The 23,773-nt window shown below is 72.8% G+C and carries 17 protein-coding genes and 1 pseudogene; 14 read left to right on the top strand and 4 right to left on the bottom strand.

The genetic code is table 11. From position 1 onward, the window contains the following. Window positions 1-554, top strand: a 554-nt coding sequence (locus tag BGM09_RS21890) for a type II secretion system F family protein (protein WP_188283364.1), incomplete at its 5' end; no start/stop codon positions are given. 35 nt (window positions 555-589) lie between these two features. Beyond that, a complete protein-coding gene (locus BGM09_RS21885) occupies window positions 590-1,354 on the top strand; it encodes a type II secretion system F family protein (protein ID WP_317452823.1) in 765 nt (254 codons plus the stop codon). Window positions 1,355-1,468: 114 nt separating this feature from the next. On the opposite strand, the gene BGM09_RS21880 is transcribed toward BGM09_RS21885, so the two are convergent. Then, entirely contained in the window at window positions 1,469-1,732 is a 264-nt protein-coding gene (locus BGM09_RS21880) for a hypothetical protein (RefSeq protein ID WP_188283369.1), read from the bottom strand. Between BGM09_RS21880 and BGM09_RS21875 the strand changes: the two genes are divergently transcribed. The 3 genes and pseudogenes from BGM09_RS21875 to BGM09_RS21865 all read left to right on the top strand — a co-directional run. After that, the gene (locus tag BGM09_RS21875; RefSeq protein ID WP_262928397.1) at window positions 1,725-1,862 is read left to right on the top strand and encodes a DUF4244 domain-containing protein; all 138 of its coding nucleotides are present in this window, start codon (window positions 1,725-1,727) and stop codon (window positions 1,860-1,862) included. The genes BGM09_RS21880 and BGM09_RS21875 overlap by 8 nt on opposite strands. Continuing rightward, on the top strand, window positions 1,849-2,220 hold the full coding sequence (locus tag BGM09_RS21870) for a TadE family type IV pilus minor pilin (RefSeq protein ID WP_188283362.1): 372 nt from the start codon (window positions 1,849-1,851) through the stop codon (window positions 2,218-2,220). Before BGM09_RS21875 ends, BGM09_RS21870 begins: the two co-directional genes overlap by 14 nt. Continuing rightward, window positions 2,217-2,468 (top strand): annotated as a pseudogene (locus tag BGM09_RS21865) (Rv3654c family TadE-like protein); the annotation flags it as partial. The gene BGM09_RS21870 and the pseudogene BGM09_RS21865, both read left to right, overlap by 4 nt. Before the next feature lie 72 nt (window positions 2,469-2,540). On the opposite strand, the gene BGM09_RS21860 reads toward BGM09_RS21865, so the two are convergent. Next, complete coding sequence (locus BGM09_RS21860; RefSeq protein ID WP_188283361.1) at window positions 2,541-5,045, bottom strand: DEAD/DEAH box helicase; 2,505 nt, start codon at window positions 5,043-5,045, stop codon at window positions 2,541-2,543. Between the two features lie 160 nt (window positions 5,046-5,205). On the opposite strand from BGM09_RS21860, the gene bldG reads away from it, so the two are divergent. From bldG to BGM09_RS21835, 5 genes are all read left to right on the top strand, one after another. Then, window positions 5,206-5,547, top strand: coding sequence for an anti-sigma factor antagonist BldG (bldG, locus tag BGM09_RS21855; protein ID WP_031520166.1), 342 nt, complete (start codon window positions 5,206-5,208; stop codon window positions 5,545-5,547). Window positions 5,548-5,626: 79 nt separating this feature from the next. Beyond that, window positions 5,627-6,040: an ATP-binding protein gene (locus tag BGM09_RS21850; protein ID WP_188283360.1), complete on the top strand. Its 414-nt coding sequence runs from the start codon at window positions 5,627-5,629 to the stop codon at window positions 6,038-6,040. Window positions 6,041-6,333: 293 nt separating this feature from the next. After that, window positions 6,334-8,721, top strand: coding sequence for a sodium-translocating pyrophosphatase (locus tag BGM09_RS21845; RefSeq protein WP_188283359.1), 2,388 nt, complete (start codon window positions 6,334-6,336; stop codon window positions 8,719-8,721). Window positions 8,722-8,956: 235 nt separating this feature from the next. Then, complete coding sequence (locus tag BGM09_RS21840) at window positions 8,957-9,532, top strand: small secreted protein (RefSeq protein WP_317452822.1); 576 nt, start codon at window positions 8,957-8,959, stop codon at window positions 9,530-9,532. Window positions 9,533-9,700: 168 nt separating this feature from the next. Next, the gene (locus BGM09_RS21835; RefSeq protein WP_188283358.1) at window positions 9,701-11,266 is read left to right on the top strand and encodes a methyltransferase; all 1,566 of its coding nucleotides are present in this window, start codon (window positions 9,701-9,703) and stop codon (window positions 11,264-11,266) included. Between the two features lie 62 nt (window positions 11,267-11,328). On the opposite strand, the gene BGM09_RS21830 is transcribed toward BGM09_RS21835, so the two are convergent. Together BGM09_RS21830 and BGM09_RS21825 are read right to left on the bottom strand one after the other, a co-directional pair. After that, on the bottom strand, window positions 11,329-11,778 hold the full coding sequence (locus tag BGM09_RS21830; protein ID WP_188283357.1) for a DUF2752 domain-containing protein: 450 nt from the start codon (window positions 11,776-11,778) through the stop codon (window positions 11,329-11,331). After that, window positions 11,771-12,250, bottom strand: coding sequence for a TM2 domain-containing protein (locus BGM09_RS21825; protein WP_188283356.1), 480 nt, complete (start codon window positions 12,248-12,250; stop codon window positions 11,771-11,773). Before BGM09_RS21825 ends, BGM09_RS21830 begins: the two co-directional genes overlap by 8 nt. 212 nt (window positions 12,251-12,462) lie before the next feature. Here BGM09_RS21825 and BGM09_RS21820 point away from each other — a divergent pair, with 212 nt between their 5' ends. The 4 genes from BGM09_RS21820 to BGM09_RS21805 all read left to right on the top strand — a co-directional run bounded on the left by BGM09_RS21820 (window position 12,463) and on the right by BGM09_RS21805 (window position 23,692). Further along, window positions 12,463-12,657, top strand: a complete 195-nt coding sequence (locus BGM09_RS21820) for a hypothetical protein (RefSeq protein ID WP_188283355.1) — start codon at window positions 12,463-12,465, stop codon at window positions 12,655-12,657. Window positions 12,658-12,892: 235 nt separating this feature from the next. Then, complete coding sequence (topA, locus tag BGM09_RS21815; RefSeq protein ID WP_188283354.1) at window positions 12,893-15,739, top strand: type I DNA topoisomerase; 2,847 nt, start codon at window positions 12,893-12,895, stop codon at window positions 15,737-15,739. A gap of 174 nt (window positions 15,740-15,913) precedes the next feature. Continuing rightward, complete coding sequence (gene tmk / locus BGM09_RS21810) at window positions 15,914-19,258, top strand: dTMP kinase (protein WP_188283353.1); 3,345 nt, start codon at window positions 15,914-15,916, stop codon at window positions 19,256-19,258. A 1,143-nt stretch (window positions 19,259-20,401) separates the two neighbouring features. Then, window positions 20,402-23,692 carry a BTAD domain-containing putative transcriptional regulator gene (locus tag BGM09_RS21805; RefSeq protein WP_188283352.1) on the top strand — a complete coding sequence of 1,097 codons (3,291 nt, stop codon included), beginning with the start codon at window positions 20,402-20,404 and terminating at the stop codon, window positions 23,690-23,692. Window positions 23,693-23,773 lie beyond the last annotated feature (81 nt).

Genomic DNA, 23,773 nt, shown 5'->3' with positions numbered 1-23,773 from the left:
CGCTGCGGGAGGCGTCCCGGCTCGGCGCGGGGACGCACGGGCTCGCCGCGGTCGCCGCCTGCTGGCAGGTCGCGGTGGACGGCGGCGCAGGACTGGCCGCGGCGCTTGACCGGGTCGCCGCGGCGCTACGGGCGGACGCCGACCAACGCGACGACCTGCGGGCCCAGTTGGCGGGTCCGAGATCCACGGCGGTGCTGCTCGCGCTGCTGCCGCTGTTCGGCGTCGTGCTCGGCGCGGGCCTGGGCGCCGATCCCTCAGCGGTGCTGCTGCACACCCCGGCGGGACTGCTCTGCCTGGTCACGGGCGGCTGCCTGGAGTGGGCGGGGCTCGCGTGGACGGCGCGGATCATTCGCGCGGCGGAGGGCGGACCGACGGCGGCACGATCTCGGGCCGCCGGTCCCGCGAAGGACGGTTCGATGGCCGCCGTTTCCGTGAAGGACGGTTCTTCGGGGATCGGCTCTCCGGCGGCGGGCCGCGCGGTGATCGATTCCGCGGCGGCCGGCCGGGGACAGGCGGTGATCCCGCTGGGGTCGCGCGACCGGGGGCGGCGGTGAACGGCGGGAGTGTCCACAGCCTGGGGACAGCCCTCGTGGCGCTCGCCTTGGTGGCAACCGCGGTGATCGCCGTCGACGGGGCGCTGGCCGAGGCACGGAGGGAGAAAACGGCGGCGCGGCGGCTGCGCGCGGCGCTGGGGACCGGGCGGCCGCGGAGGTCCCCCGGGCGGGCGCTGCGGCGGCTCAGGGGACCGTTGCGCGACTGGGGTCCGCCGGTCGCGGCCGGACTGGGTGCCGCGACGTTGATCAGCGGGGTGCTGGGCGGCCTGGTGGGGGTCCTCACGGCCCTCGGGGTCAGGAGATCACTCCGGGGGCGGCAGAACGCCACAGAGAGCTCCGGGGCGGACGAGGAGCCCGATCCGTCGGAACTCCCGCTCTGCGCGGACCTGATGGCCGCCTGCCTCGCGGCCGGGGCCTCACCCGGAGAAGCGGCGGGCGCCGTGGGCCGGTCGTTGGCCGGGCCGCTCGGGACCGCGCTGATACGGGTCAGGGCCGAGCTGCGACTGGGCGGCGACCCGGCGGAGTGCTGGCAGCGGTTCGGACGGCTGCCAGCCGCCCGCGAGATGGGGCGTTGCCTGGCCCGCGCCTCCACGACGGGCAGCGCGCCGGTCGCGGAGATGTCCCGGCTGGCCGCGGACTACCGCGCCGCGTACGCCCGTTCGGCGCTCGCCAGGGCCCGGCGGGCCGCGGTGCACGCCACCGCGCCCCTGGGGGTCTGCTTTCTCCCGGCCTTCCTGCTGGTCGGCGTCGCCCCCGTGGTGATGGGCCTGGCGGGCACGGTCCTCGGACGCGCGGGCTGACACCCCGCCCGGAGCGCCCGCGCCCGACCGCACCACCCGAAGCGAACGACTCGAACGACTCGAACACCCACGTCCACACGCACATCCACGACACCAGGAGATCCCGATGACACATCAGACGATGGACCAGCACCTCGCCCGGACGGCCCAGACGGCCCAGACGGCCCAGACGGCCCAGACGGTCCCGGCGAACTCGATCAACTCGACGAACCGGCCCGGCGCGAGGACTTCGGCTCCGCCCGCGCTCCGGGTGCCGCCGGTGCCGCGCGCGGTTCGCGTGGCGCGGGCCGAGCGGCGGCGGTGGGTCGCCCGGATGCGGCGGAGGGCGGCGCGGTACAGGGTCCTGAGCCGTACGGCGGCGGAGGCGGGGATGAGCACGGCCGAGTACGCGGTGGGGACGATCGCGGCGTGCGGGTTCGCGGCGGTGCTCTACAAGATCGTGACGAGCGGGCCGGTGCGCTCGGCGTTGACCGGCGTGATCGTGAAGGCACTCCATGTGCCGTTCTGAGCGGGGCCGACCCCGGCGCGACCAGGGGTACGTGACGGCGGAGGCCGCCATGGTGATCCCGATGCTGGTGGCGCTCACCGCCGCCCTGATCTGGGGCCTGATGGCGGCTGCGGCGCAGGTGCGGTGCGTGGACGCGGCGCGGGCGGGGGCGCGGGCCGCGGCACGCTCCGAGGCGCAGGGAGAGGTGCTGCGGGTGGCGCGGGAGGCCGCGCCGTCCGGAGCGCGGGTCAGCGTGGAGCGGTCGGGCGACCTGATCCGGGTCCGGATCACCGTCCCGGCGCCGCGCTTCCCCGTCACCCTGCGGGCCGAGGCCGTCGCGCTCGCCGAGGACGCCGTGGGCGGGGGTGGGCAGCCGTGAAGGCCCACGCGCCCCGCGGGGACCGGGGCTCCGCCACCGTGTGGTCACTGGGGCTGATCGCCGTGCTGGGCGCCGTCTTCGCCGCCGTGCTCTTCATGGACGAGGCGGTCATCGCCCGCCACCGGGCGGGCGGGGCCGCAGATCTGGCGGTGCTCGCCGCGGCCGACCACGCGCTGGAGGGCCGTACGCGGGCCTGCGGGCTGGCGGCCGAGGTGGCGGGGGCGCAAGGCGCCCGGCTGGTGAGCTGCGCGGTGGCGGGTGAGGTCTCCGACGTCACCGCGGAGGTCGACGGCGCCCGCGTGCGGTCCCGCGCGGGACCGTCACTCGACCCCGGTCCCGACCCCGGTCCCGGTCCTGACCTCGGCCCGGCCACCGTCGACGGCACCGGGCGCGGCCTCAGGACCGGCCTTGGACCCGGCCCCGACGCCGTCCCCCGCCTCAGGACCAGCCTCGGACCCGGCGCCGTCCTCGGCGGCGCCCGCCGTCAGCAGGCAGTCCAGGAGGCGGACCGCGGCGGCCTTGTCCAGGGGGTCGTTGCCGTTGCCGCACTTGGGGGACTGGACGCAGGAGGGGCAGCCGAATTCGCATTCGCAGGAGGCGATGGCCTCGCGGGTGGCGGTGAGCCAGGTGCGGGCGGTGTGGAAGGCGCGTTCCGCGAAGCCCGCGCCGCCGGGGTGGCCGTCGTAGACGAAGACGGTGGGCAGGCCGGTGTCGGCGTGCAGGGGTATGGAGACCCCGCCGATGTCCCAGCGGTCGCAGGTCGCGAAGAGCGGGAGGAGGCCGATCGCGGCGTGCTCGGCGGCGTGCAGGGCGCCGGGCAGCTCCTCGGGGTGGATCCGGGCGGCGTCCAGTTGCGCGTCCGTGACGGTCCACCACACGGCCCGGGTGCGCAGGGTGCGCGGGGGCAGATCGAGCTTGGTCTCGCCGAGGATCTCACCGGTGATCAGCTTGCGGCGCAGGAAGGACACCACCTGGTGGGTCACCTCGACGGAGCCGAAGTGGATCCGCGCCTCGCCCCACGGCTCCTCCAGGTCGCCGCTGAGCACCCGGATGTCGGTGGTGTCGCGGGCCATCGTGGAGTAGGACGGGTCGGCGGGCTCGACCAGCGCCACGCCGTCCTCCAGGTCGAGCCGCTTCACCAGGTACGTGCGGCCCTGGTGGAGGTGGACGGCGCCGTCGTGGACGGCGGTGTGCGCCGAGGAGGCGTCCACCGTGCCCAGCAGCCGCCCGGTCACGGTCTCCACGACCTGGACGGGACTGCCGCCCTCGCCGCGGATGTCGGTGAGGTCTGCGGCCCGCTCGCGGCGGGTCCAGAACCAGCCGGAGGCGCGCCGGCGCAGCAGCCCGCGCTTCTCCAGCTGCGGCATCAGCGATGCCGCCTCGGGTCCGAACAGGACGAGGTCGTCGTCGGTGAGCGGCAGCTCGGCCGCGGCGGCGCACAGGTGCGGCGCCAGCACGTAGGGATTGTCCGGGTCCAGGACGGTGCTCTCGACGGGCTGCTCGAAGATCGCCTCGGGGTGGTGGACGAGATAAGTGTCCAGCGGGTCGTCCCGGCCGACCATGATCGCCAGCGCGCCCTGCCCGGTCCGTCCGGCGCGGCCCGCCTGCTGCCACAGCGAGGCCCGCGTGCCCGGGTAGCCGGCCAGCAGGACCGCGTCGAGGCCGGAGATGTCCACGCCCAGTTCGAGGGCGGAGGTGGAGGCGAGGCCGAGCAGGCGGCCGGAGTGCAGGTCGCGTTCCAGGGCCCGGCGCTCGTCGGCGAGGTAGCCGCCGCGGTAGGCGGCGACCCGCTCGGGCAGCGAGGGGTCGATCTCGGCCAGGCGTTCCTGGGCGATCAGCGCGACCAGTTCCGCGCCGCGACGGGAGCGGACGAAGGCCACGCTGCGCACGCCCTGGACGACCAGGTCGGTGAGGAGTTCCGCGGTCTCGGCGGTCGCGGTGCGGCGCACAGGAGCGCCGTGCTCGCCCGACAGTTCGGTCAGCGGCGGCTCCCACAGCGCGAAGGCCAGGCCGCCGCGCGGCGACGTGTCTTCGGTCACTTCGGCCACCGGCACCCCGGTGAGCCGGGAGGCGGCCCGCGCCGGGTCCGCGGCCGTCGCGGAGGCCAGCACGAACACCGGCTCGGCCCCGTATCGCGCGCAGACCCGCCGCAGGCGGCGCAGCACCTGGGCGACGTGCGAGCCGAAGACACCGCGGTAGGTGTGGCACTCGTCGATCACCACGTAGCGCAGTTGACGCAGGAAGGAGGCCCAGCGGGCGTGGCCGGGCAGGATGCCGCGGTGCAGCATGTCCGGGTTGGTGAGCACGTAGGTGGCGTACTGCCGGACCCACTCGCGTTCCTCGACGGGGGTGTCACCGTCGTAGACCGCGGGGCGGATAGCGGTGCCCAGGGGTGCGGCGAGGCGGGTGACGGCGCGGCGCTGGTCGGCGGCCAGGGCCTTGGTGGGGGACAGGTAGAGCGCGGTGGCGCCCCGGCCGTTCGGCGCCTCGGAGCCGTCCAGCAGGGCGCTGAGTACCGGTGCCAGATACGCCAGCGACTTCCCGGAGGCGGTTCCGGTGGCCACCACCACCGACTCGCCGCGCGCCGCGTGGCCCGCGGCCAGCGCCTGGTGTTCCCAGGGACGGTCGATCCCGGCCGCGCGGATCGCGTCCACGACCTCGCTTCTGATCGTGTCGGGCCAGGACGCATGGCGTCCGACCCGCGGGGGCAGGTGCTCCGTATGGGTGATGCGCGCGGCTCGGTCGGACCCCCTGGCGAGCCGCTCCAAAGCGGTCCGGGGGGACGGGCGGCCGTGCGCCGACTGCGGAAGATGATCCTGGGCCATCGGCACTCAGTGTGTCACCGGCGTGACGGACAATCGCAGTAAGGCGTCGTGCTCGCCCGCTGCGAAGTGATTGAATGCCATCGCGGCCGTCGATCCGTCCCCTACCTTCTGGTGGGGGCCCCAGGGGGGCGCCGCGTCGATGCAAGGTGCTGGAGGATCCGTGGACCTGTCCCTGTCGACCCGAACCGTCGGCGATCGTACGATCGTCGAAGTCGGCGGCGAGATTGATGTGTACACCGCGCCCAAGCTGCGGGAACAGCTTGTGGAGCTTGTGAACGACGGGAGTTACCACCTGGTCGTGGACATGGAGGGAGTGGACTTCCTCGACTCCACGGGCCTGGGTGTGCTCGTCGGCGGGCTGAAGCGGGTGCGTGCTCATGAAGGATCGCTGCGACTGGTGTGCAACCAGGAGCGCATTCTGAAGATTTTCCGTATCACCGGTCTGACCAAGGTGTTCCCGATTCACACCTCGGTCGACGAGGCTGTCGCGGCGACCGACTGACGATCGCCGTCGAGGGGTACCGGACGGGATCACCGTCCGGGCCCCCGTGATGCCCACCCAAAGGACCGAAGGGGAGGCCATGCCCACCGTAGAACTGCTCTTCAGCGCCCAGCCGGAGCATGTGCGAACAGCACGGCTCGTAGCGGCGGCGGTGGCGCGCCGGGCGGGGGTGGACGAGGCGGTTCTGGACGAGGTACGGCTCGCGGTGGGCGAGGCGTGCAGTCGCGCGGTGGGTCTGCACCGTGGCAACGGCGTGGAAGAACCGGTCCGGGTGATGCTGACCGAGGAGGAGAAGAAGTTCTCCATCGAGGTCGCCGACGAGGTCCCGGGCAACGCCTCGGGCTCCGCGTCCGACGCCGCGGGTGACGAGCTGAGCGACGAGGGTGAGATGGGCCTCGCCGTGATCAGCGGCCTGGTTGACGACGTCGAGGTCACCGAGACCGCCATCGGCGGCGTGATCCGCATGAGCTGGCCGATCGTCACGCCCGCCTGACCGTAGACCGCCGGACCCGCTCGACCGGCCGACCGGCTGGACCGGGTCACCGTTCTGAGCGCGACGCGGACCCCGGCCGCCCCTCAGATCATCTTTCTCGCCTGATCACAGGCGACACTCACTCCTGTTCACAGGCGAGCGCCGCGTTCACGAATATCCTTTTTCGACGCGGCACCCTGTTTTGAAGTGCTGCGGCTCCCTACAATCCGTCCATCTTGCTCAGCTCGCCTGAGCGTTGCGGCTTGTCGAGCCGTGAAGCCGCACGCCCATGCGCCAAACGTCAAGGAGGACGAATGGCGGGGCCACTTACCCCTCACACGCTTGCCGCGACACCGGTACTGACCGACGGAAATCGTCTCCTCGTATGGATCATCGCCGTCGTCGCACTGGGCGCACTCGCGCTCGCCGCGGTGTTGGTACGTCAAGTGCTCGCAGCGGACGAGGGCACCGACAGCATGAAGAAAATCGCGGCTGCCGTGCAGGAAGGCGCCAACGCCTACCTCGCACGGCAGTTCCGTACCCTGGGAATTTTCGCCGTGGTGGCGTTCTTCCTGCTCATGCTGCTGCCCTCGGACACCACTTCGCAGCGGATCGGCCGGTCGATCTTCTTTCTCGTGGGCGCCGGGTTCTCCGCGGTCACCGGATATGTCGGAATGTGGCTGGCGGTCCGCAGCAATGTGCGGGTCGCCGCCGCGGCCAGATCGGCGACCCCGGCACCCGGCGAACCCCCGGCCGACCTGACCGACGTGTCGCACCGGGCGATGCGGATCGCGTTCAGGACCGGCGGCGTCGTCGGCATGTTCACCGTGGGCCTCGGCCTGCTCGGCGCGTCCGCCGTCGTCCTGATCTACAAGGCCGACGCGCCCAAGGTGCTCGAAGGATTCGGATTCGGCGCGGCGCTGCTGGCGATGTTCATGCGCGTCGGCGGCGGCATCTTCACCAAGGCGGCCGACGTCGGCGCCGACCTGGTCGGCAAGGTCGAGAAGGGCATCCCCGAGGACGACCCGCGCAACGCCGCGACCATCGCCGACAACGTCGGTGACAACGTCGGCGACTGCGCGGGCATGGCGGCCGACCTCTTCGAGTCGTACGCCGTCACGCTGGTCGCCGCGCTGATCCTCGGCAAGGTGACCTTCGGCGACTCCGGCCTCGCCTTCCCGCTGCTCATCCCGGCGATCGGCGTCCTCACCGCGATGGTCGGCATCTTCGCGGTCTCCCCCCGCCGCAGCGACCGCAGCGGCATGACGGCCATCAACCGCGGCTTCTTCATCTCGGCGGTCATCTCCCTGGTGGGCGTCGCCATCGCCGTCTACACCTACCTGCCGTCCTCCTACGCCGACCTCAAGGGCGTCGACAGCGACATCTCCGGCCACGCCGGCGACCCACGCACCCTGGCGATGGTCGCCGTCGCCATCGGCATCGTGCTGGCCGCGGTGATCCAGCAGCTCACCGGCTACTTCACCGAGACCACCAGGCGCCCGGTCCGCGACATCGGCAAGACCTCGCTGACCGGCCCGGCCACCGTCATCCTGTCCGGGATCTCACTCGGGCTGGAGTCCGCGGTCTACTCGGCGGTGCTGATCGGCCTGTCCGTCTACGGCGCCTTCCTGCTCGGCGGCACCTCCGTCTGGCTCGCGCTGTTCGCGGTCGCGCTGGCGGGCACCGGCCTGCTGACCACCGTCGGCGTCATCGTCGCCATGGACACCTTCGGACCCGTCTCCGACAACGCGCAGGGCATCGCCGAGATGTCCGGCGACGTGCACGGCGAGGGCGCCCAGGTGCTCACCGACCTCGACGCCGTCGGCAACACCACCAAGGCCATCACCAAGGGCATCGCCATCGCCACCGCGGTACTGGCCGCCACCGCCCTGTTCGGCTCGTTCAAGGAGGCCATCGACACCGCCGTCGGCAAGGCCCATCCGAGCGCGTCCGACGCCCGCTGGCTGTCCCTGGACATCTCCCAGCCCAACAACCTGGTCGGGCTGCTGCTCGGCGCGGCCGTCGTCTTCCTCTTCTCCGGCCTCGCCATCAACGCCGTCTCCCGGTCCGCGGGTTCGGTGGTCTACGAGGTGCGCAGGCAGTTCCGCGAACACCCGGGGATCATGGACGGCACCGAACTGCCCGAGTACGGACGGGTGGTCGACATCTGCACCAAGGACGCGCTGCGCGAACTGGCCACGCCCGGCCTGCTCGCCGTCCTCGCGCCCGTGGCGGTCGGCTTCACCTTCGGCGTCGGCTCGCTCGCCTCGTACCTGGCGGGCGCGATCGGCGCGGGCACGCTGATGGCGGTGTTCCTGGCCAACTCCGGCGGCGCCTGGGACAACGCCAAGAAACTCGTCGAGGACGGCCACCACGGCGGCAAGGGCAGCGAGGCCCACGCCGCGACCGTCATCGGCGACACGGTCGGCGACCCGTTCAAGGACACCGCGGGCCCGGCCATCAACCCGCTGCTGAAGGTGATGAACCTGGTGGCGCTGCTGATCGCCCCCGCGATCGTCAAGTTCAGCTACGGCGTGGACGCGAATCTCGGCGTACGGGTCACCGTCGCGGTCGTCTCGATCGCCGTCATCGTCGTCGCGGTCTACATCTCCAAGCGGCGCGGCATCGCGATGGAGGGCGACGACGACGGCGACGGCGGGGACACCGGGACCCGCACCCCGGACACGGCCGCCGTGGCCTGATCCGACGCACCGTCAAGGGCCGGGCCCGTCAAGGGTTCCGGTCCGTCGAGGGCCCGGTGGGCGACCGCACGTGATCCGGTACGTGATCCGTACGTGATCCGGTACGTGTGCGGTCGCCCACCGCACCTTAGTGCGAATGGCTTGAATATCGGACGAATCACCTCACGGATTCACGGTGACCACCCGTCAGCCGTGTATGTTCCGGGGCCGTAAGGCCACGGAAGGGACCCATCCGGTGAAGGTGAACAAGAAGCTCCTGGCCGCGCTCTCCGGTGCGGTCATGCTGCTCGCGTTGTCGGGGTGCAGCGACGACTCCAACAAGAAGCTGGACAACTGGGCGAAGGGCGTCTGCGACCAGGCCGCGGCCCAGACCAAGAAGATCAACGACGCCAACACGGCGATCACCCAGGTCAACAGCAACGGCAAGCCCCAGGACGTCAAGTCCGCCGACTCCGCCGCCTTCCAGTCGATCTCCGAGGCGTACAAGTCGCTCGCCGACATCGTCAGCAAGGCCGGCGCCCCGCCGGTCAAGGACGGCGCGAAGATCCAGCAGGACGCGGTGAACGACCTCAACGGCCTGTCCACCCAGTACGGGACGCTCAAGAAGCAGGTCGACGGGCTCGACACCAGCGATCAGGCGAAGTTCGCGGACGGCCTCAAGGGCGTCTCCAACTCGCTGGGCAAGGTGAGCCAGAACGGCGAGCAGGCCCTCGACTCGCTCCGCCAGGGCGATGTCGGCAAGGCCATGGCCAAGCAGCCCGGCTGCAAGCAGGCATCCGGCTCCTCCTCGGCCTCACCGTCGGCGACGTAGCCCCCGGCCCCCTCAGCCCCCGGCCGCCCGGTCCGTGGCCACGAAGGCCCGCGCCCGCGAAGGCCCGCACCGGCGATGGCCCCGCGCCCCCGTAGAACCCCCGCTGTCCGATACGCCACGGCCCGACGCCCCGCACAAGGGGCGCCGGGCCGCGGCGATTCCGCGACAATGGCCGGTGTGAGTACGCCCCTCCTCCCCGCCGCCCGGAACGCCCCGTCCCTGCGCGACGACCTGCGCGCCGCAGCCTTCACCGCGGACGGCTGTCTCGACCTCCTCGGAGCCGCCGCCTACGCGGCCCTCTCCCGGGCCGAGACCGTCCCCGCCCTGCGCGCCACCCGTGGCGGCAGCCCCCTGGAGACCCTGGTCAGGCTCTTCCTCCTGCAACGCCCCGTGCCCTACGAGCGGGCCCGCGCCGCCCTGCCCCGGATCGGCGACTACGTGACCGGCGGCTGGCTGGCGCGCGACGGCGACGACGTACGCGCCACCGTGGACGTACGCCCGTACGCCGGTGAGGAGGGCGCGGACTGGTGGATCGTCTCCGACCTCGGCTGCGCGGTCGGCGGCGCGGGCGGCATCGGCGCGGGCACCGTAGAAACCGGTGCCGAGGGAACGCTCGGAGTCGGGGGAACGCCCGGTGTCGACCGGGCCGACCTGGTGCTCGGCGTCGGCGGCGCCTCCACGACACTGGCCGGGCTGACCGTGCGCGAACCGGTCGGCAGCGCCCTCGACCTCGGCACCGGCTCCGGCATCCAGGCGCTGCACGCCTCCCGGCACGCCACCCGCGTCACGGCGACCGACGTCAACCCGCGCGCCCTGCACTTCGCCCGGCTCACCCTCGCGCTGTCCGGCGCCCGCGAGCCCGACCTGCGCGAGGGCAGCCTCTTCGAGCCGGTCCGCGACGAGCGCTTCGACCTGATCGTGTCCAACCCGCCCTTCGTGATCTCCCCGGGCGGGCGCTTCACCTACCGGGACGGCGGAATGGCGGGCGACGACCTGTGCCGCACCCTGGTGCAGCAGTCGGCAGACCATCTCAACGACGGCGGCTACTGCCAGCTCCTCGCCAACTGGCAGCACACCGAGGGCCAGGACTGGCGCGAGCGCCTGGTCTCGTGGATCCCGCGCGGCTGCGACGCCTGGATCGTGCAGCGCGAGGTCCAGGACGTCACGCAGTACGCCGAGCTGTGGCTGCGCGACGGCGGCGACCACCGTACGGATCCGGCCACGTACGCCGCCCGCTACGACGCGTGGCTCGACGAGTTCGAGCAGCGCAAGGTGAACGGCGTCGGCTTCGGCTGGATCACGCTGCGCAAGTCGGGCGCGGACCAGCCCGCGATCACGGCGGAGGAGTGGCCGCACCCGGTGGAGCAGCCGCTCGGCCCGCACATCGCCGGGTGGTTCGACCGCCAGGACTTCCTGCGCACCCACGACGACGCGGCGCTGCTCAGCTCCCGTTTCGCGCTCGGTGACGGGGTGGTGCAGGAGCAGGTGGGGCTGCCGGGCGCCGAGGACCCGGAGCACGTGGTGCTGCGCGCGGCCCGCGGCATGCGGCGCGCCACGAAGGTCGACACGGTGGGCGCGGGCTTCGCGGGCGTCTGCGACGGGACGCTGACCGCGGGGCGGATCGTGGACGCCATCGCGCAGTTGCTCGGCGAGGACCCGGTGGTGCTGCGCGACCGCACGCCGGAGTCGATCCGGCTGCTGGTGGAACAGGGCTTCCTCGACCCGGTGGAGTGACGCGGGCGGTGACCCTGGGGCCTGGCGGGGCGCCTCGGCGAAGTGGCCCGGCGGACGGCGCCTCAGAACACGTTGCGGACAACCGTCCACGTCACGGCCACGCACAGCACGGCCAGTGACACGCGCGGGCTCACCACCAGCCGCCGGCGACGGCCGCGCAGCCCCTCGGCCATCCAGCGCCCGCACAGCCACAGCGCCAGGGGCGCGGCCAGCAGCAGGACGGCGTTGTCGTGGAAGGCGCGCCCCACGTCGCCGTGCATCAGGTCGTACACCATGCGCGTACCGCCGCAGGCCGGGCAGAGCAGCCCGGTCGCCCAGTTGAACGGGCAGCGCGGCAGCCAGTGCCCCGGCTGGTGCGGGTCGGTGCCGTAGAGATAGACGGCGCTCGCGACCCCGGCGGCGAGCGTCGCCAGGGGAGCGGTGGCCGGGTGGCCGAGAACCGCCGACGGGCGGCGCGCCCCCGGGGAGACCGGGGGAGCGCCGACCCGGGGCCGACGGACTCCGTCAGCCACGCAGCACCCGGCCCTGCGCGTCGGTCGGGTTGTCCCCGGCCAGCAGCATGATGCCGTCGATCAGCGCCCAGATGCCGCAGCCGCCGCAGGTGAAGAGCTGACCCAGCGCCATGCCGGTGTGACCGGTGTAGAAACGGCCCACGCCGAAGCTGCCGAGGAAGAGCTGGAGCACTCCCGCGACCACCTTGGACTTGTCCGAGTACGGCCGCCCGTAGGGGTCGTAGCCGTACGGCGCGGACGGGTCGGCGGCGTACGCGGCACCGGGCGGCGCGTAGCCACCGCCTTGCGGCGGGTAGCCGTAACCGGGTGCCTGGCCGCCCTGGGGCGGGTAGCCGTAACCGGGAGCCTGGCCCCCGGGCTGCTGCGGGTATCCGTATCCGGGCTGGCCCCCGGGCTGCTGCTCCCCGTACGGATTGTCGCCCTGCGGCTTGTCACCGTACGGATTCTGGCCGTACGGATTCTGGTCGGACATGCCCCGTCCCCCTGTGCTGAACGTCGTTGAACGTCTTGTTGTGTACCGGTCGTTGCCGGACATCTTTGCAGGAGGGCCCCCGCCGCGTCCCACCCCCTGGGGGCGGAGACCCGTGTTCACCCGTGGTTCGCGTGCCGGACGCCCTGGCGTGGCAGCGTCCGGGACCACACACCTGGACAGGGCGAGACAGGACGAGACGGGACGAGGGACGCATGGAGCGGGTGCCCGCACTCTTCGCCGGAACGGTCTTCGCCGTCTTCGGGGCCGCACTCCTGTGCTGGACGGCCGCCCGGCTGCGCGCCCGGCGGCCCGTGACGGACGCGGGATCCACCGCCGCAACTGTCATGTCCATTTCCTTCGGTGCTGCCGCGCTCCTCACCGGCGTCTGGTGTCTCACACAGGTCTGACCGCCACCGCCCTTCCCCGGCCCTCCTGACGTGCGTGAAATCACGCACGCGCCCCCGGGAACGCGCCCCCGCGCCCCTCCCGGAAACCGACCGGAGCGGCCGTCCATGCGGCAGACAGACCGGTTGTCGGGTTACCGTTCCAGTGGCGTTGTGGACTTTTCCCGTTTGACACGGGACAGGGAGGTACGGTCACACTCCGCAGCGACACACCTTCGACCGGGAGAGAAGAGCGACGTTGTCCCCGACCCGCGAGACCGCACACAGCGGCCAGCGACTCGTCATTGTCGAGTCGCCTGCCAAGGCGAAAACGATCAAGGGATATCTGGGCCCTGGATACGTCGTCGAGGCCAGCGTCGGGCACATCCGCGACCTCCCCAACGGGGCCGCCGAAGTGCCGGCGGAGTTCAAGGGCCAGCCCTGGGCGCGGCTCGGCGTCAATGTGGACAGTGATTTCCAACCCATCTATGTGGTCAATGCCGATAAAAAGGCACAGGTCAAGAAGCTCAAGGACCTCCTCAAGGAGTCCACTGAACTCTTCCTCGCCACCGATGAGGACCGCGAGGGCGAGGCCATCGCCTGGCATTTGCAGGAAATCCTCAAGCCCAAGGTGCCCGTTCACCGGATGGTGTTCCACGAGATCACCAAGGACGCCATCCAGGAGGCCGTCCGCAATCCGCGCGAGCTGAACCAGCCCCTGGTCGACGCCCAGGAGACCCGCCGCATCCTCGACCGGCTGTACGGCTACGAGGTCTCACCGGTGCTGTGGAAGAAGGTCATGCCGCGACTGTCGGCGGGCCGCGTGCAGTCCGTCGCCACCCGGCTGGTCGTCCAGCGCGAACGCGAGCGGATGGCCTTCCACACCGCGGACTACTGGGACCTGACCGGCACCTTCGCCACCGGCCGCACCGGTGACCCCTCCGACCCCTCCACGCTCGTCGCCCGGCTCACCACCGTCGACGGCCGCCGGGTCGCGCAGGGCCGGGACTTCGACGCGGCCACCGGCCTGCTCAAGTCCGGCTCGCAGGTGCTCCAGCTCGACGAGAGCGCCGCCCGCGCCCTGGCCGCGGCCCTCGCCGACACCCAGTTCGCCGTACGCGGCGTCGAGTCCAAGCCGTACCGCCGCTCGCCGTACGCCCCCTTCCGCACCACCACCCTCCAGCAGGAGGCGTCGCGCAAGCTGGGCTTCGGCGCGAAGGCCACCATGCAGGTCGCGCAGAAGCTGTACGAGAACGGCTTCATCACGTACATGCGTACGGACTCCACCACGCTCTCGGAGACCGCCGTCCGCGCCGCCCGCGCCCAGGTCACGCAGCTCTACGGGGCGGACTACCTGCCGGACAAGCCGCGCGTCTACACGGGCAAGGTCAAGAACGCGCAGGAGGCGCACGAGGCGATCCGCCCCTCAGGCGACCGCTTCCGCACCCCCGCCGAGACCCGCCTGACCGGCGACCAGTTCCGGCTCTACGAGCTGATCTGGATGCGTACGGTCGCGTCCCAGATGAAGGACGCGGTCGGCCAGTCCGTCACCGTCAAGGTCGGCGGCGCCTCCGCGGACGGCAGGGACGCCGAATTCAGCGCGTCCGGCAAGATCATCACCTTCCACGGCTTCCTGAAGGCGTACGTCGAAGGCGCCGACGACCCCAACGCCGAGCTGGACGACCGCGAGCGCAGGCTGCCGCAGGTCTCCGAGGGCGACGCGCTGAGCGCCGAGGAGATCACCGCCGACGGCCACTCGACCAAGCCGCCCGCCCGCTACACCGAGGCGTCGCTGGTCAAGGAGCTGGAGGAGCGGGAGATCGGCCGCCCGTCGACGTACGCCACGATCCTGGGCACGATCCTCGACCGCGGCTACGTCTTCAAGAAGGGCACCGCGCTCGTCCCGACCTTCCTCTCCTTCGCCGTCGTCAACCTGCTGGAGAAGCACTTCGGCCGCCTGGTCGACTACGACTTCACCGCCTCCATGGAGGACGACCTCGACCGCATCGCCCGCGGCGAGGCCCAGGCCGTGCCGTGGCTGCGCCGCTTCTACTTCGGCTCCGACGACGGCGGCGGCGACTCCGGCATCGGTACGGCCTCCGCCGCCGACGCGGGCAACGGGGACGGCGACCACCTCGGCGGCCTCAAGGAACTCGTCGAGGACCTGGGCGCGATCGACGCCCGGGAGATCTCCTCCTTCCCGGTCGGCGACGGCATCATGCTGCGCGTCGGCCGCTACGGCCCCTACATCGAGAAGGGCGAGCGCGGCGAGGACGACCACCGGCGCGCCGACGTACCCGAGGACCTGCCGCCGGACGAGCTGTCCGTCGAGTACGCCGAGGAGCTGTTCGCCAAGCCCAGCGGCGACTTCGCGCTCGGCGACGACCCGGCGACCGGCCGCCCGATCATCGCCAGGGACGGGCGCTACGGTCCCTACGTCACCGAAGTCCTGCCCGAGGACACCCCGAAGACCGGCAAGAACGCGGTCAAGCCGCGTACCGCCTCGCTCTTCAAGTCGATGTCCATCGACACCGTCACCCTTGAGGACGCCCTCAAGCTGATGTCCCTGCCGCGCGTCGTCGGCAAGGACGCCGAAGGCGTCGAGATCACCGCGCAGAACGGGCGCTACGGGCCCTACCTGAAGAAGGGCACCGACTCGCGCTCGCTGGAGACCGAGGACCAGCTCTTCTCGATCACCCTCGACGAATCGCTCGCCATCTACGCGCAGCCCAAGCAGCGCGGTCGCGCCGCCGCCAAGCCGCCGCTCAAGGAACTGGGCACCGACCCGGTCAGCGAGCGTCCCGTCGTCGTCAAGGACGGCCGCTTCGGTCCCTACGTCACCGACGGCGAGACCAACGCGACGCTGCGCCGCGACGACGAGGTGGAGTCGATCACGCCCGAGCGCGGATACGAACTCCTCGCGGAGAAGCGGGCGAAGGGGCCCGTGAAGAAGAAGGCCGCCGCCAAGAAGACACCGGCCAAGAAGGCGCCCGCCAAGAAGACGGCGGCTTCCGGTACCGCGAAGAAGGCTGCCGCCAAGAAGGCGCCTGCCAAGAAGGCGGCTGCCTCCGCGGCGGCGAAGAAGTCGACGGCCTCAGCCGATTAGTCCGCCCACCGGGCCGGTGGCCAGGCGACAACAGCGTCTGCCCACCGGGCCGGTGGTGAACCGCGCGCCGGCCATGGGCTGGTCGCGCGGTTCCCCGCCCTCCTGGAGGGGAGGTCACCCCGGGAGGGGGACCGGGCTCCGTGTAGGGCGTCGTAAGGCGGATAGGCTGTTGGGATGACGCCATCCGAGCAGCCCAAGCCGCCCGCCGCGGACGTCACGGCCGCAGATGTCAGGGCCGAGGACGTCGAGGGGGACGTGACCGACGCGTTCGCCACCGACCTCGCCGCTGACAGCCGTGAGCGAGCGGTCGGTGCGCTGCTGAAAATCCCGGCGCTGCGCAAATTGTGGAGCGCGCAGCTCACCGGGGCGGTGGCGGACCGGCTGGGTCTGCTGGTGCTGCTGTGGCTCGCCGTGCAGGCGGCGGTGGCCGACCACGCATACGGCGGCGGTTACCGGGGTGTGGCCTTCGCCACCGCGGCCGTCTTCGGGGCGCGCCTGGTCTCGACGCTGCTGTTCGGCGCCGTTCTGCTCGGCCCGCTGTCGGCGCTGACGTCCGAGAGCGGCCGTCTGGACCGCCGGTGGACGATGATCGGCGCGGACGCCGTACGACTCGGGCTGTTCATCGTCGCGCCGCTGTGGATCACCTGGTCGCAGCACACCGCGCTGACCTGGCTGCTGGTGACCGCCTTCGTCACCGGAGTGGCCGAGCGGCTGTGGGCCGTCGCCAAGGACGGCGCCGCCCCGCTGCTCCTGCCGCCGCCCGGCGACACCTCCGTGCGGCCCGCGCCCGACCACCTGGCGACGCTGCACCGGCTGGACCTGCGGACCAGCTTCGTCGCACTGCCCCTGGCAGCGGCCGGTCTCGTCGTCGTCACGCTGGTGAACACACTGATCGCGGTCGGCGTCACCTGGTTCGACCAGCACCAGGTGGCGCTCGCCTCGTACGTGGCGGCCGGGCTCTTCTCGTCCTCCATGTCGGTGCTCTACCTCCTCGAACTGCCCTCGGGCACCGTGGCGCGCCCGCGCTCCCCGCTCGAAGGTCTCCGACTGCCCAAGGGCCCCGCTGGCGCCGAACGCGGCAGGACCGGCGTACTGCCGCTGCTGGTGCTGGCGACCGCCGCGGTCGTCGGCGCGATCGGCGCGGCCGTGGGCGTGGCCGTCCTGCACGCGCTCGCCCTCGGCTTCGGCCCGACCGGTTTCGGCCTGCTCGTCCTGGCCCTCACCGCCGGTACGGTCGTCGGCATCCGACTCGCCCCCCGTACGCTCCCGGCGCTCTCCAGGCGCCGCCTGCTCGCGCTGTCCATCGGCGTCACCGGGCTCGGCCTGCTCCTCACCGGCATCGTCGCCGACCAGACCACCGTCCTGCTGCTCGCGCTGCTGGCCGGCGCCGCGGCGGGCGTCACCGCCAACACCGGGCACATCCTGATCGAGCAGGAAGCCGAGGCGGGACGGCGCGGCCGTACCACCGAGCACCTGCACGCGGTCTCGCGCGCCGTCCTCGCCCTCGCCGTGATCGTCGCGCCGCTGGTCGCCGCCGCGATCGGCCCGCACCGCATCCAGAAGGGCCACTTCACCTTCGACCACGGCGGCGCCGCGTACACGCTGATGCTGATCGGCGCCCTGCTGCTGCCGGTCGCCGCGCTCGTCCTCGGCAAGACCGACGACCGCAGCGGCGTACCGCTCCGGCGCGACCTGCGCGAGGCCCTGACCGGCGCGGAACCGGCCGTCGCCCCCGCCGCCACCGGATTCTTCATCGCTATGGAGGGCGGCGACGGCGCGGGCAAGTCCACCCAGGTCGAAGCGCTCGCCGAATGGATCCGCGCCAAGGGCCACGAGGTCGTCGTCACCCGCGAGCCCGGCGCCACGGCCATCGGCAAGCGCCTGCGCTCCATCCTCCTCGACGTCTCCTCCGGCGGCATCTCGCACCGCGCCGAGGCGCTGCTCTACGCCGCCGACCGCGCCGAGCACATCGACTCCGTCGTCCGCCCCGCCCTCGAACGCGGCGCCGTCGTCATCTCCGACCGCTACATCGACTCCTCCGTCGCCTACCAGGGCGCCGGGCGCGACCTAGCCCCCACCGAGATCGCCCGCATCTCCCGCTGGGCCACCGACGGACTCGTCCCGCACCTCACCGTGCTCCTCGACGTCAGCCCCGACGCCGCCCGCGAACGCTTCACCGAAGCCCCCGACCGCCTCGAATCCGAACCCGCCGCCTTCCACCAGCGCGTCCGCGCGGGCTTCCTCACCCTCGCCGCCGCCGACCCCGGCCGCTATCTCGTGGTCGACGGCGCCCAGGAACCCGCCGCCGTCACCACCGTCGTACGGCACCGCCTCGACCAGCTCCTTCCGCTCTCCGCCCAGGAGATCGAGGCCCGCGCCGAGGCCGAGCGCCAAGCCGCCGCCGAAGCCGCCCGCCTCGCCGCCGAAGAGGCCGCCCGCAAGGCCGAGGAAGAGCGCCAGGAGCGCGAGCGCCAGGCCCAGCTCGAACGGCTCCGCCGCGAGGAAGAGGAGCGCCGCCTCGCCGCCGAGGAGGCCACCCGCCGCGAGATCGCCGAACGCGCCGCCGCCCGCGAAGCCGAGGCCGAACGCGTCCGCTCCGAGGAGGCCGCGCGCATCGCCGCCGAGGAGACGGCCCGCCGCGAGGCCGAGGAGGCCGCCCGCGCGGCCGAGCAGGAACGGCTCCGCCGCCTTGCCGAGGAGCAGGCACGCCTGCGCTCCGAGGCCGATGCGCGCCGCCTCGAAAAGCAGCGCAAGGCGGAGGAGGCCCTTCTCCGCGCCGAGGAGGCCCGCACGGCTGCGGCTGCGGCTGCCGCCGCCGCGAGTGCCGGTTCCTCCGGTTCGGCCGGCTCCTCTGGCTCCTCCGGCTCCTCTGGCTCCTCCGGCTCCTCTGGCTCCTCTGGCTCCTCCGGCTCCTCTGACGCCGAGGAGACCACCGAGCTGCCGCAGACCTCGGACTCGGCCGAGACGGCCACGATCAACGTCGTGCCTCCGCCTTCTTCGGCTCCCGCCGAGGACGAGACGACCCTTCTTCCGGCTGTTCCGGCCGTTGCGGCCGAGCCGGCCGCGCCCGCCGAGCCTGAGCCTGCCGACGAGACGGCTGTCCTTCCGGCCGTTCCGGCCGTTGCGGACGAACCGGAGGACGCTCCAGGCGAGGACACGTCGTCGGCTGACGCCACCACCTCCGACGAGTCCGCTTCGGACGAGGAGGGCTCTCGCGAAGACAGCCCTCGCGAGGACAGTTCCGAGACCACGACGGTGCTCCCGCCGGTCGTACCCCCGGTCGGCTCCCCGGCCTCGGACGACCCGACCGACCGCGTCCCCCCGTGGCTCTTCCGCCCCGAGGACCAGCAGGGCAACGAGCGCACCCGCGAATTCCCCACCGCCGAGACCCCTTCGGCCACTCCGCGCCGCCCCCGCTCCAACTGGGCCGAGGAAACTCCGCTCGACGACCTCCCCACTCTCGCCGACGAACTCCTCGGCCCCCACGACGACGACCACCGTCCGCCGGGGCGTTCTTGATCCCCTTTTTTCCCGCCCGCCCACCCGTGCGGGTGTGTCGTTCGTCTGCGGGTGCCGCTTGTGCCTGGTCGGTGCCGGGCCGGGGTACCTCCTCGAAATCCGTAACACCTGGTCTCGGGTATTCGGTGCCGTTCCTGTCAACGTATTTCTGCGGGGGCACCCCGGCCCGTCCCCTCCGGGTCCGTCGGCGTCCGCCTGTCCGGTGGTGGCTGAGGAGGTAGGGGGTTCCTTCCGGCGAACCGCCCTGCGCCGGTGCCCCCTCCCGGTGTGGGGCGAAGACCTCGGGCCCTTCCCCAAGCGCCTCACGAAGCCCCCCGCCAGACTGCTAGCCCGCGCAGGTCCTCTCGGCCCTCACCCACTCCCTTTCGCCCACCCCGGCCGGACGTCGGGCGGCGCAGGTCCCGGTACCTGGCACCCGTTTTCGCCCGCCCCAGCTGGACGATCGGGCGGCGCCGGGGCTCGGCCTCCCTCCCACCCCCTCCCGCCGCCCCCCACCGGACTGTCGGATGCCGATGTGCCTAAACCCGCCCACCCCCCCGCCCGAAGGCGCCCCGTCGGCCGCCCAAGACCCGGACCCCACCCACCCCCCTGCGCCACCTCGCCGAACGTCGGCCGCGCGGGACCCGCACCTCCCCCACCCCCCCTTTCGCCCACCCCGGCTGGACGGCCAGGTGGCGCAGCGGCCCAGCCCCCACCCCCCTCCGCCACCCACATGAACAGGCACCCGCCGCCGTACCCGAACCCACCCACCCCTCAGCCACAGCGGACCGTCGGACGCCGCCGTACCCGAGCCCACCCACCCCTCCCTCCGCCCCCACCGGCGGGCGACGGCCGACGTGCTCGCCCCCGCCCACCCCCTCCCCGGCAACCCCCACCGGACCGTCGGACGCCGATGTACCGGAGGGGACGGGCCGGGGTGCCCCCGCAGAAATACGTTGACAGGAACGGCACCGGATACGAGGGGCCAGGTGTTACGGATTTCGAGGAGGTACCCCGGGCCGGGACCGACCAGGCACAAGCGGCACCCGCAGACGGAAAAAGCACCCGCACGGGTGGGCGGGTGGGAAGGAAAGAAGAAAGCCCACCCCCCCACCGAAGGGCGAAGGTTCGCTCTTTTGGGGGGCCGTCCGCGAAGATGTCCCCGTGCGGTATCGGATTCTTGGGGTCACGGAGGCCCGCGCCTCCGACGACGGGCCCGAAATCGGCCTGGGCGGCGGCCGCCTGCGAGCCGTCCTCGCGGTGCTTGCCCTCAACGTGGGCCGCCCCGTACCCCCTGAAGCCCTCATCGAACAGGTCTGGGCGGCCGACCCCCCGGCCGACGCGGCCGGCGCCCTGCAAGCCCTGATGTCGCGGCTGCGACGAGCCCTGGGACGAGACGCCGTCGTCTCGGAACCCGGCGGCTACCGCCTTGCCACGCCCCGCGACTCGGTGGACCTGTACGAGTTCGAACGCCTCGCCCGCGAGGGCGATACGGCCCTGGCGGAGGGAGACGCCGCCACGGCGGCCGACATCCTGACCCGCGCCCTCACCCTGTGGCGCGGCCCGGCCCTGGCCGACCTCCCGGACCGTACGTCCGCCGCGGCCCGCCCGGAAGCCCTGAAGCTGGCCGCCCTGCGGAACAGGGTGGAAGCCGACCTCCGCCTCGGCAAGGCGGCGGACACCCTCCCCAGCCTGCGCGCGGCAGTGGCAGAGCACCCGTTGGACGAGTCGTTCAGGGCCCAGCTGATGCGGGCGTTGCACGCCGAGGGCAGGACGGCCGACGCCCTGGCGGCGTACGACGAGACCAGGACCGTACTCGCGGAAACGCTCGGCGCCGACCCGGGCCCGGAACTGCGGTCGCTGCAAGGAGAGTTGCTGCGGCGAAGGCCGCCGCCCCCCGCGCAGGGCAACATCCGCGCCCGCCTCACCAGCTTCGTCGGCCGCGAGAGCGAACTCGACGACATCAGAAGCGACTTGGCCGCGGCCCGGCTCGTGACGCTGACCGGCCCCGGCGGCTCCGGCAAGACGCGCCTGGCGCAGGAGGCGGGCGACGCGGCGGCACGCCGTCACCCGGACGGCGTGTGGCTGGTCGAACTCGCCCCGCTGGACGACCCCTCGGCGGTCCCGCACGCCGTGCTGAGCGCCCTCGGGCGCCGCGACACGCTGCTGCTCGGCGGGGCGGGCCGCGACCAGTTCCTGTCCGAGGCGTCGCACGGCGAGGACCCGCTGGCCCGGCTGCTCGAACACTGCGCGCAGCGCCGCCTGTTGCTGGTGCTCGACAACTGCGAGCACCTGATCGGCGCCGCAGCCTCCCTCGCCGCCGAGCTGCTTGCGGCCTGCCCCGGCGTGGCCGTACTGGCCACCAGCCGCGAGCCGTTGGGTGTACCGGGCGAGGTCGTACGCCCGGTGGAGCCGCTGCCGCCCGCGATCGCGTACCGGCTGTTCGCCGACCGCGCGGCGACCGTACGCGCGGACGCCCGCCTCACCACGGCCGAGAACGACGCTGCCGTCCGCGAGATCTGCCGCCGTCTCGACGGCCTGCCGCTGGCCATCGAGCTGGCCGCGGCCCGGCTGCGGGCCCTGTCGCCGCAGCAGATCGCGGACCGGCTCGACGACAGGTTCCGGCTGCTGACCAGCGGCAGCCGTACGGTGCTGCCGCGCCAGCAGACGCTGCGGGCGGTGGTCGACTGGAGCTGGGAGCTGCTGACCGAGCGGGAGCGTACGACGCTGCGCGGGCTGAGCGTCTTCTCCGGCGGCTGCACGCTGTCGGCCGCCGAGGCGGTGTGCGGTCCCGACGCCCTGGAGACGGTGGCCCAACTGGTGGACAAATCCCTGGTGGTGGCCGTCCACGCGCCCACCCCCGGCCAGGACGTCCGCTACCGCCTGCTGGAGACGATCCACGAGTACGCCGGAGAGCGCGCCGCCGAGCGACCCGATGAACTGGCGGCGGCCGAGCGACGGCACACCGCGTACTTCCGCGAACTGGCCCGCACGGCCGACTCCGAGCTGCGCGGCGCCGACCAACTCCACTGGCTGGAAGTGCTGGAGACGGAGCTGGACAACGTCCGCGCCACGCTGAACCGGCTGGTCGAGCCGCCCTCCGCCGAAGAAGGCCAAGAAGCTGACGAAGGCCAAGAAGCCGACGACGGCGTCACCGCGAGCCAGGACGCGGAGCTGGACGCGATCACGATCGCGCTGTCCATGGGCTGGTTCTGGTGGCTGCGCAATTACCGCGACGAAGCGGACGCCTGGCTGGAAAGGGTGACGGAGCTGGGCGGCGAACCCCCGCCCGACCCGGCGGACCGGATGTTCTGGCCGCGCCTGGACCTGCGGATGCTGCACTTCTTCGTGAAGAGCGACCACGCCTCGGAGGCGCAGTGGTCGTCGGCCGACTCACGGGCGATGGCCGCGCTGCTCGCGGCGGCGTACAGCCAGGGCGGCCCGCCCGCGGCGCGCTTCCCAGGCATGCTGTGGCCGTTCACCACGTATCTGCTCGGCAGGGACGAGGAGATAGGCCGGCACGCCGACACCGTCGTCGCCAACTGCCGTGAGCACGGCGGCGAGTGGGAGATCGCGGTGGCGCTGATGCTCCGCACGCACATCGCCGTGGACACGCCGGGCGGGCTCGCGCGGATCGACGCCGACTGGGCGGAGCTCCAGGAGCGCAGGGAACGGCTCGGCGACCGCTGGATCCGCGCCCAAGTGCACGGCGCGAGCGCCGAGATCGAGGTCGTCCGCGGGCAGTACGCGGCGGCGCACGCCGACTTCGCCGCCGCGCACCGGCTCGGCCGGGAGCTGGGCGCGTACGGCGAAGGGGCCTTCCTGCTGGCCCGGATGGGTGAGTTGGCGCACCGCCGCGGGGACGACGAGGAGGCGCGCAAGCTGGTCGAACAGGCCGGGGAGGAAGCGGAGCTGTACAGCGTGTGGGACGCCCGCACGTACATCCGCTACCTCAAGGCGCTGCTGCTCCTGCGCCGTGGCGAGCTGCGGCAGGCCAGGGAGCTGTGCGAGATGGCGGTCGGGCACATGGCGGACGGTACGCCGCCGCCGACGTTCAAGGTGCTGCTCGCGAGCCTGGGCGCGCGGATCACGGCGGCCGAGGGCGACCCGGTGGCGGCGCTGCTGGGTCTCGCCGAGTCGGCGAGCCTGGCGCTGGCGGAGGGCTGCACGGAGCCGGTGGTGGGCGCGCAGCTCGACTCGGCGGCCGAGGTGCTGGTCGAGCTGGGCGATCTGCGGTCGGCGGCCCGGATGTCGGCGGCGTCCTCGGCCGTACGCGGGCCGCTGCCGCGTACCGTGCCCGAGCTGGTCGCGGCCAGCGCCGTGGAGGAGCGGGCCAGGGCGGGCCTCGGCGACGGTGAATGGGCGGCGGCCTGCGCGGAGGGCGCGGTGCTGGACGCATCGGAGGCGGTGGCGGCGCTGCTGGAGGCGGCGCACGCGATGGCGGCGGGGTCGTAGCGCAGGCTGACCGGGTGCGGCCCGGGTGCGGCCCGGGTGCGGCCTGGGTGGACGTACGGACGTACGGGAATAGGTCCCGTG

The organism is Streptomyces sp. CBMA29, from assembly GCF_014596445.1.
Classification (GTDB): domain Bacteria; phylum Actinomycetota; class Actinomycetes; order Streptomycetales; family Streptomycetaceae; genus Actinacidiphila.
The sequence above is the reverse complement of the archived record's forward strand: the minus strand, read 5'-3'. Positions and strand labels throughout refer to the sequence as shown.

Excerpts from the sequence above, each read along its gene's own strand:
- BGM09_RS21845 (WP_188283359.1), top strand. The coding sequence starts at position 6,334 with ATGGCGGGGCCACTTACCCCTCACACGCTTGCCGCGACACCGGTACTG.
- BGM09_RS21835 (WP_188283358.1), top strand. The coding sequence starts at position 9,701 with ATGGCCGGTGTGAGTACGCCCCTCCTCCCCGCCGCCCGGAACGCCCCG.
- BGM09_RS21825 (WP_188283356.1), bottom strand. The coding sequence starts at position 12,250 with ATGTCCGACCAGAATCCGTACGGCCAGAATCCGTACGGTGACAAGCCG.
- BGM09_RS21850 (WP_188283360.1), top strand. The coding sequence starts at position 5,627 with ATGCCCACCGTAGAACTGCTCTTCAGCGCCCAGCCGGAGCATGTGCGA.
- BGM09_RS21820 (WP_188283355.1), top strand. The coding sequence starts at position 12,463 with ATGGAGCGGGTGCCCGCACTCTTCGCCGGAACGGTCTTCGCCGTCTTC.
- tmk (WP_188283353.1), top strand. The coding sequence starts at position 15,914 with ATGACGCCATCCGAGCAGCCCAAGCCGCCCGCCGCGGACGTCACGGCC.
- BGM09_RS21870 (WP_188283362.1), top strand. The coding sequence starts at position 1,849 with ATGTGCCGTTCTGAGCGGGGCCGACCCCGGCGCGACCAGGGGTACGTG.
- BGM09_RS21860 (WP_188283361.1), bottom strand. The coding sequence starts at position 5,045 with ATGGCCCAGGATCATCTTCCGCAGTCGGCGCACGGCCGCCCGTCCCCC.
- BGM09_RS21875 (WP_262928397.1), top strand. The coding sequence starts at position 1,725 with ATGAGCACGGCCGAGTACGCGGTGGGGACGATCGCGGCGTGCGGGTTC.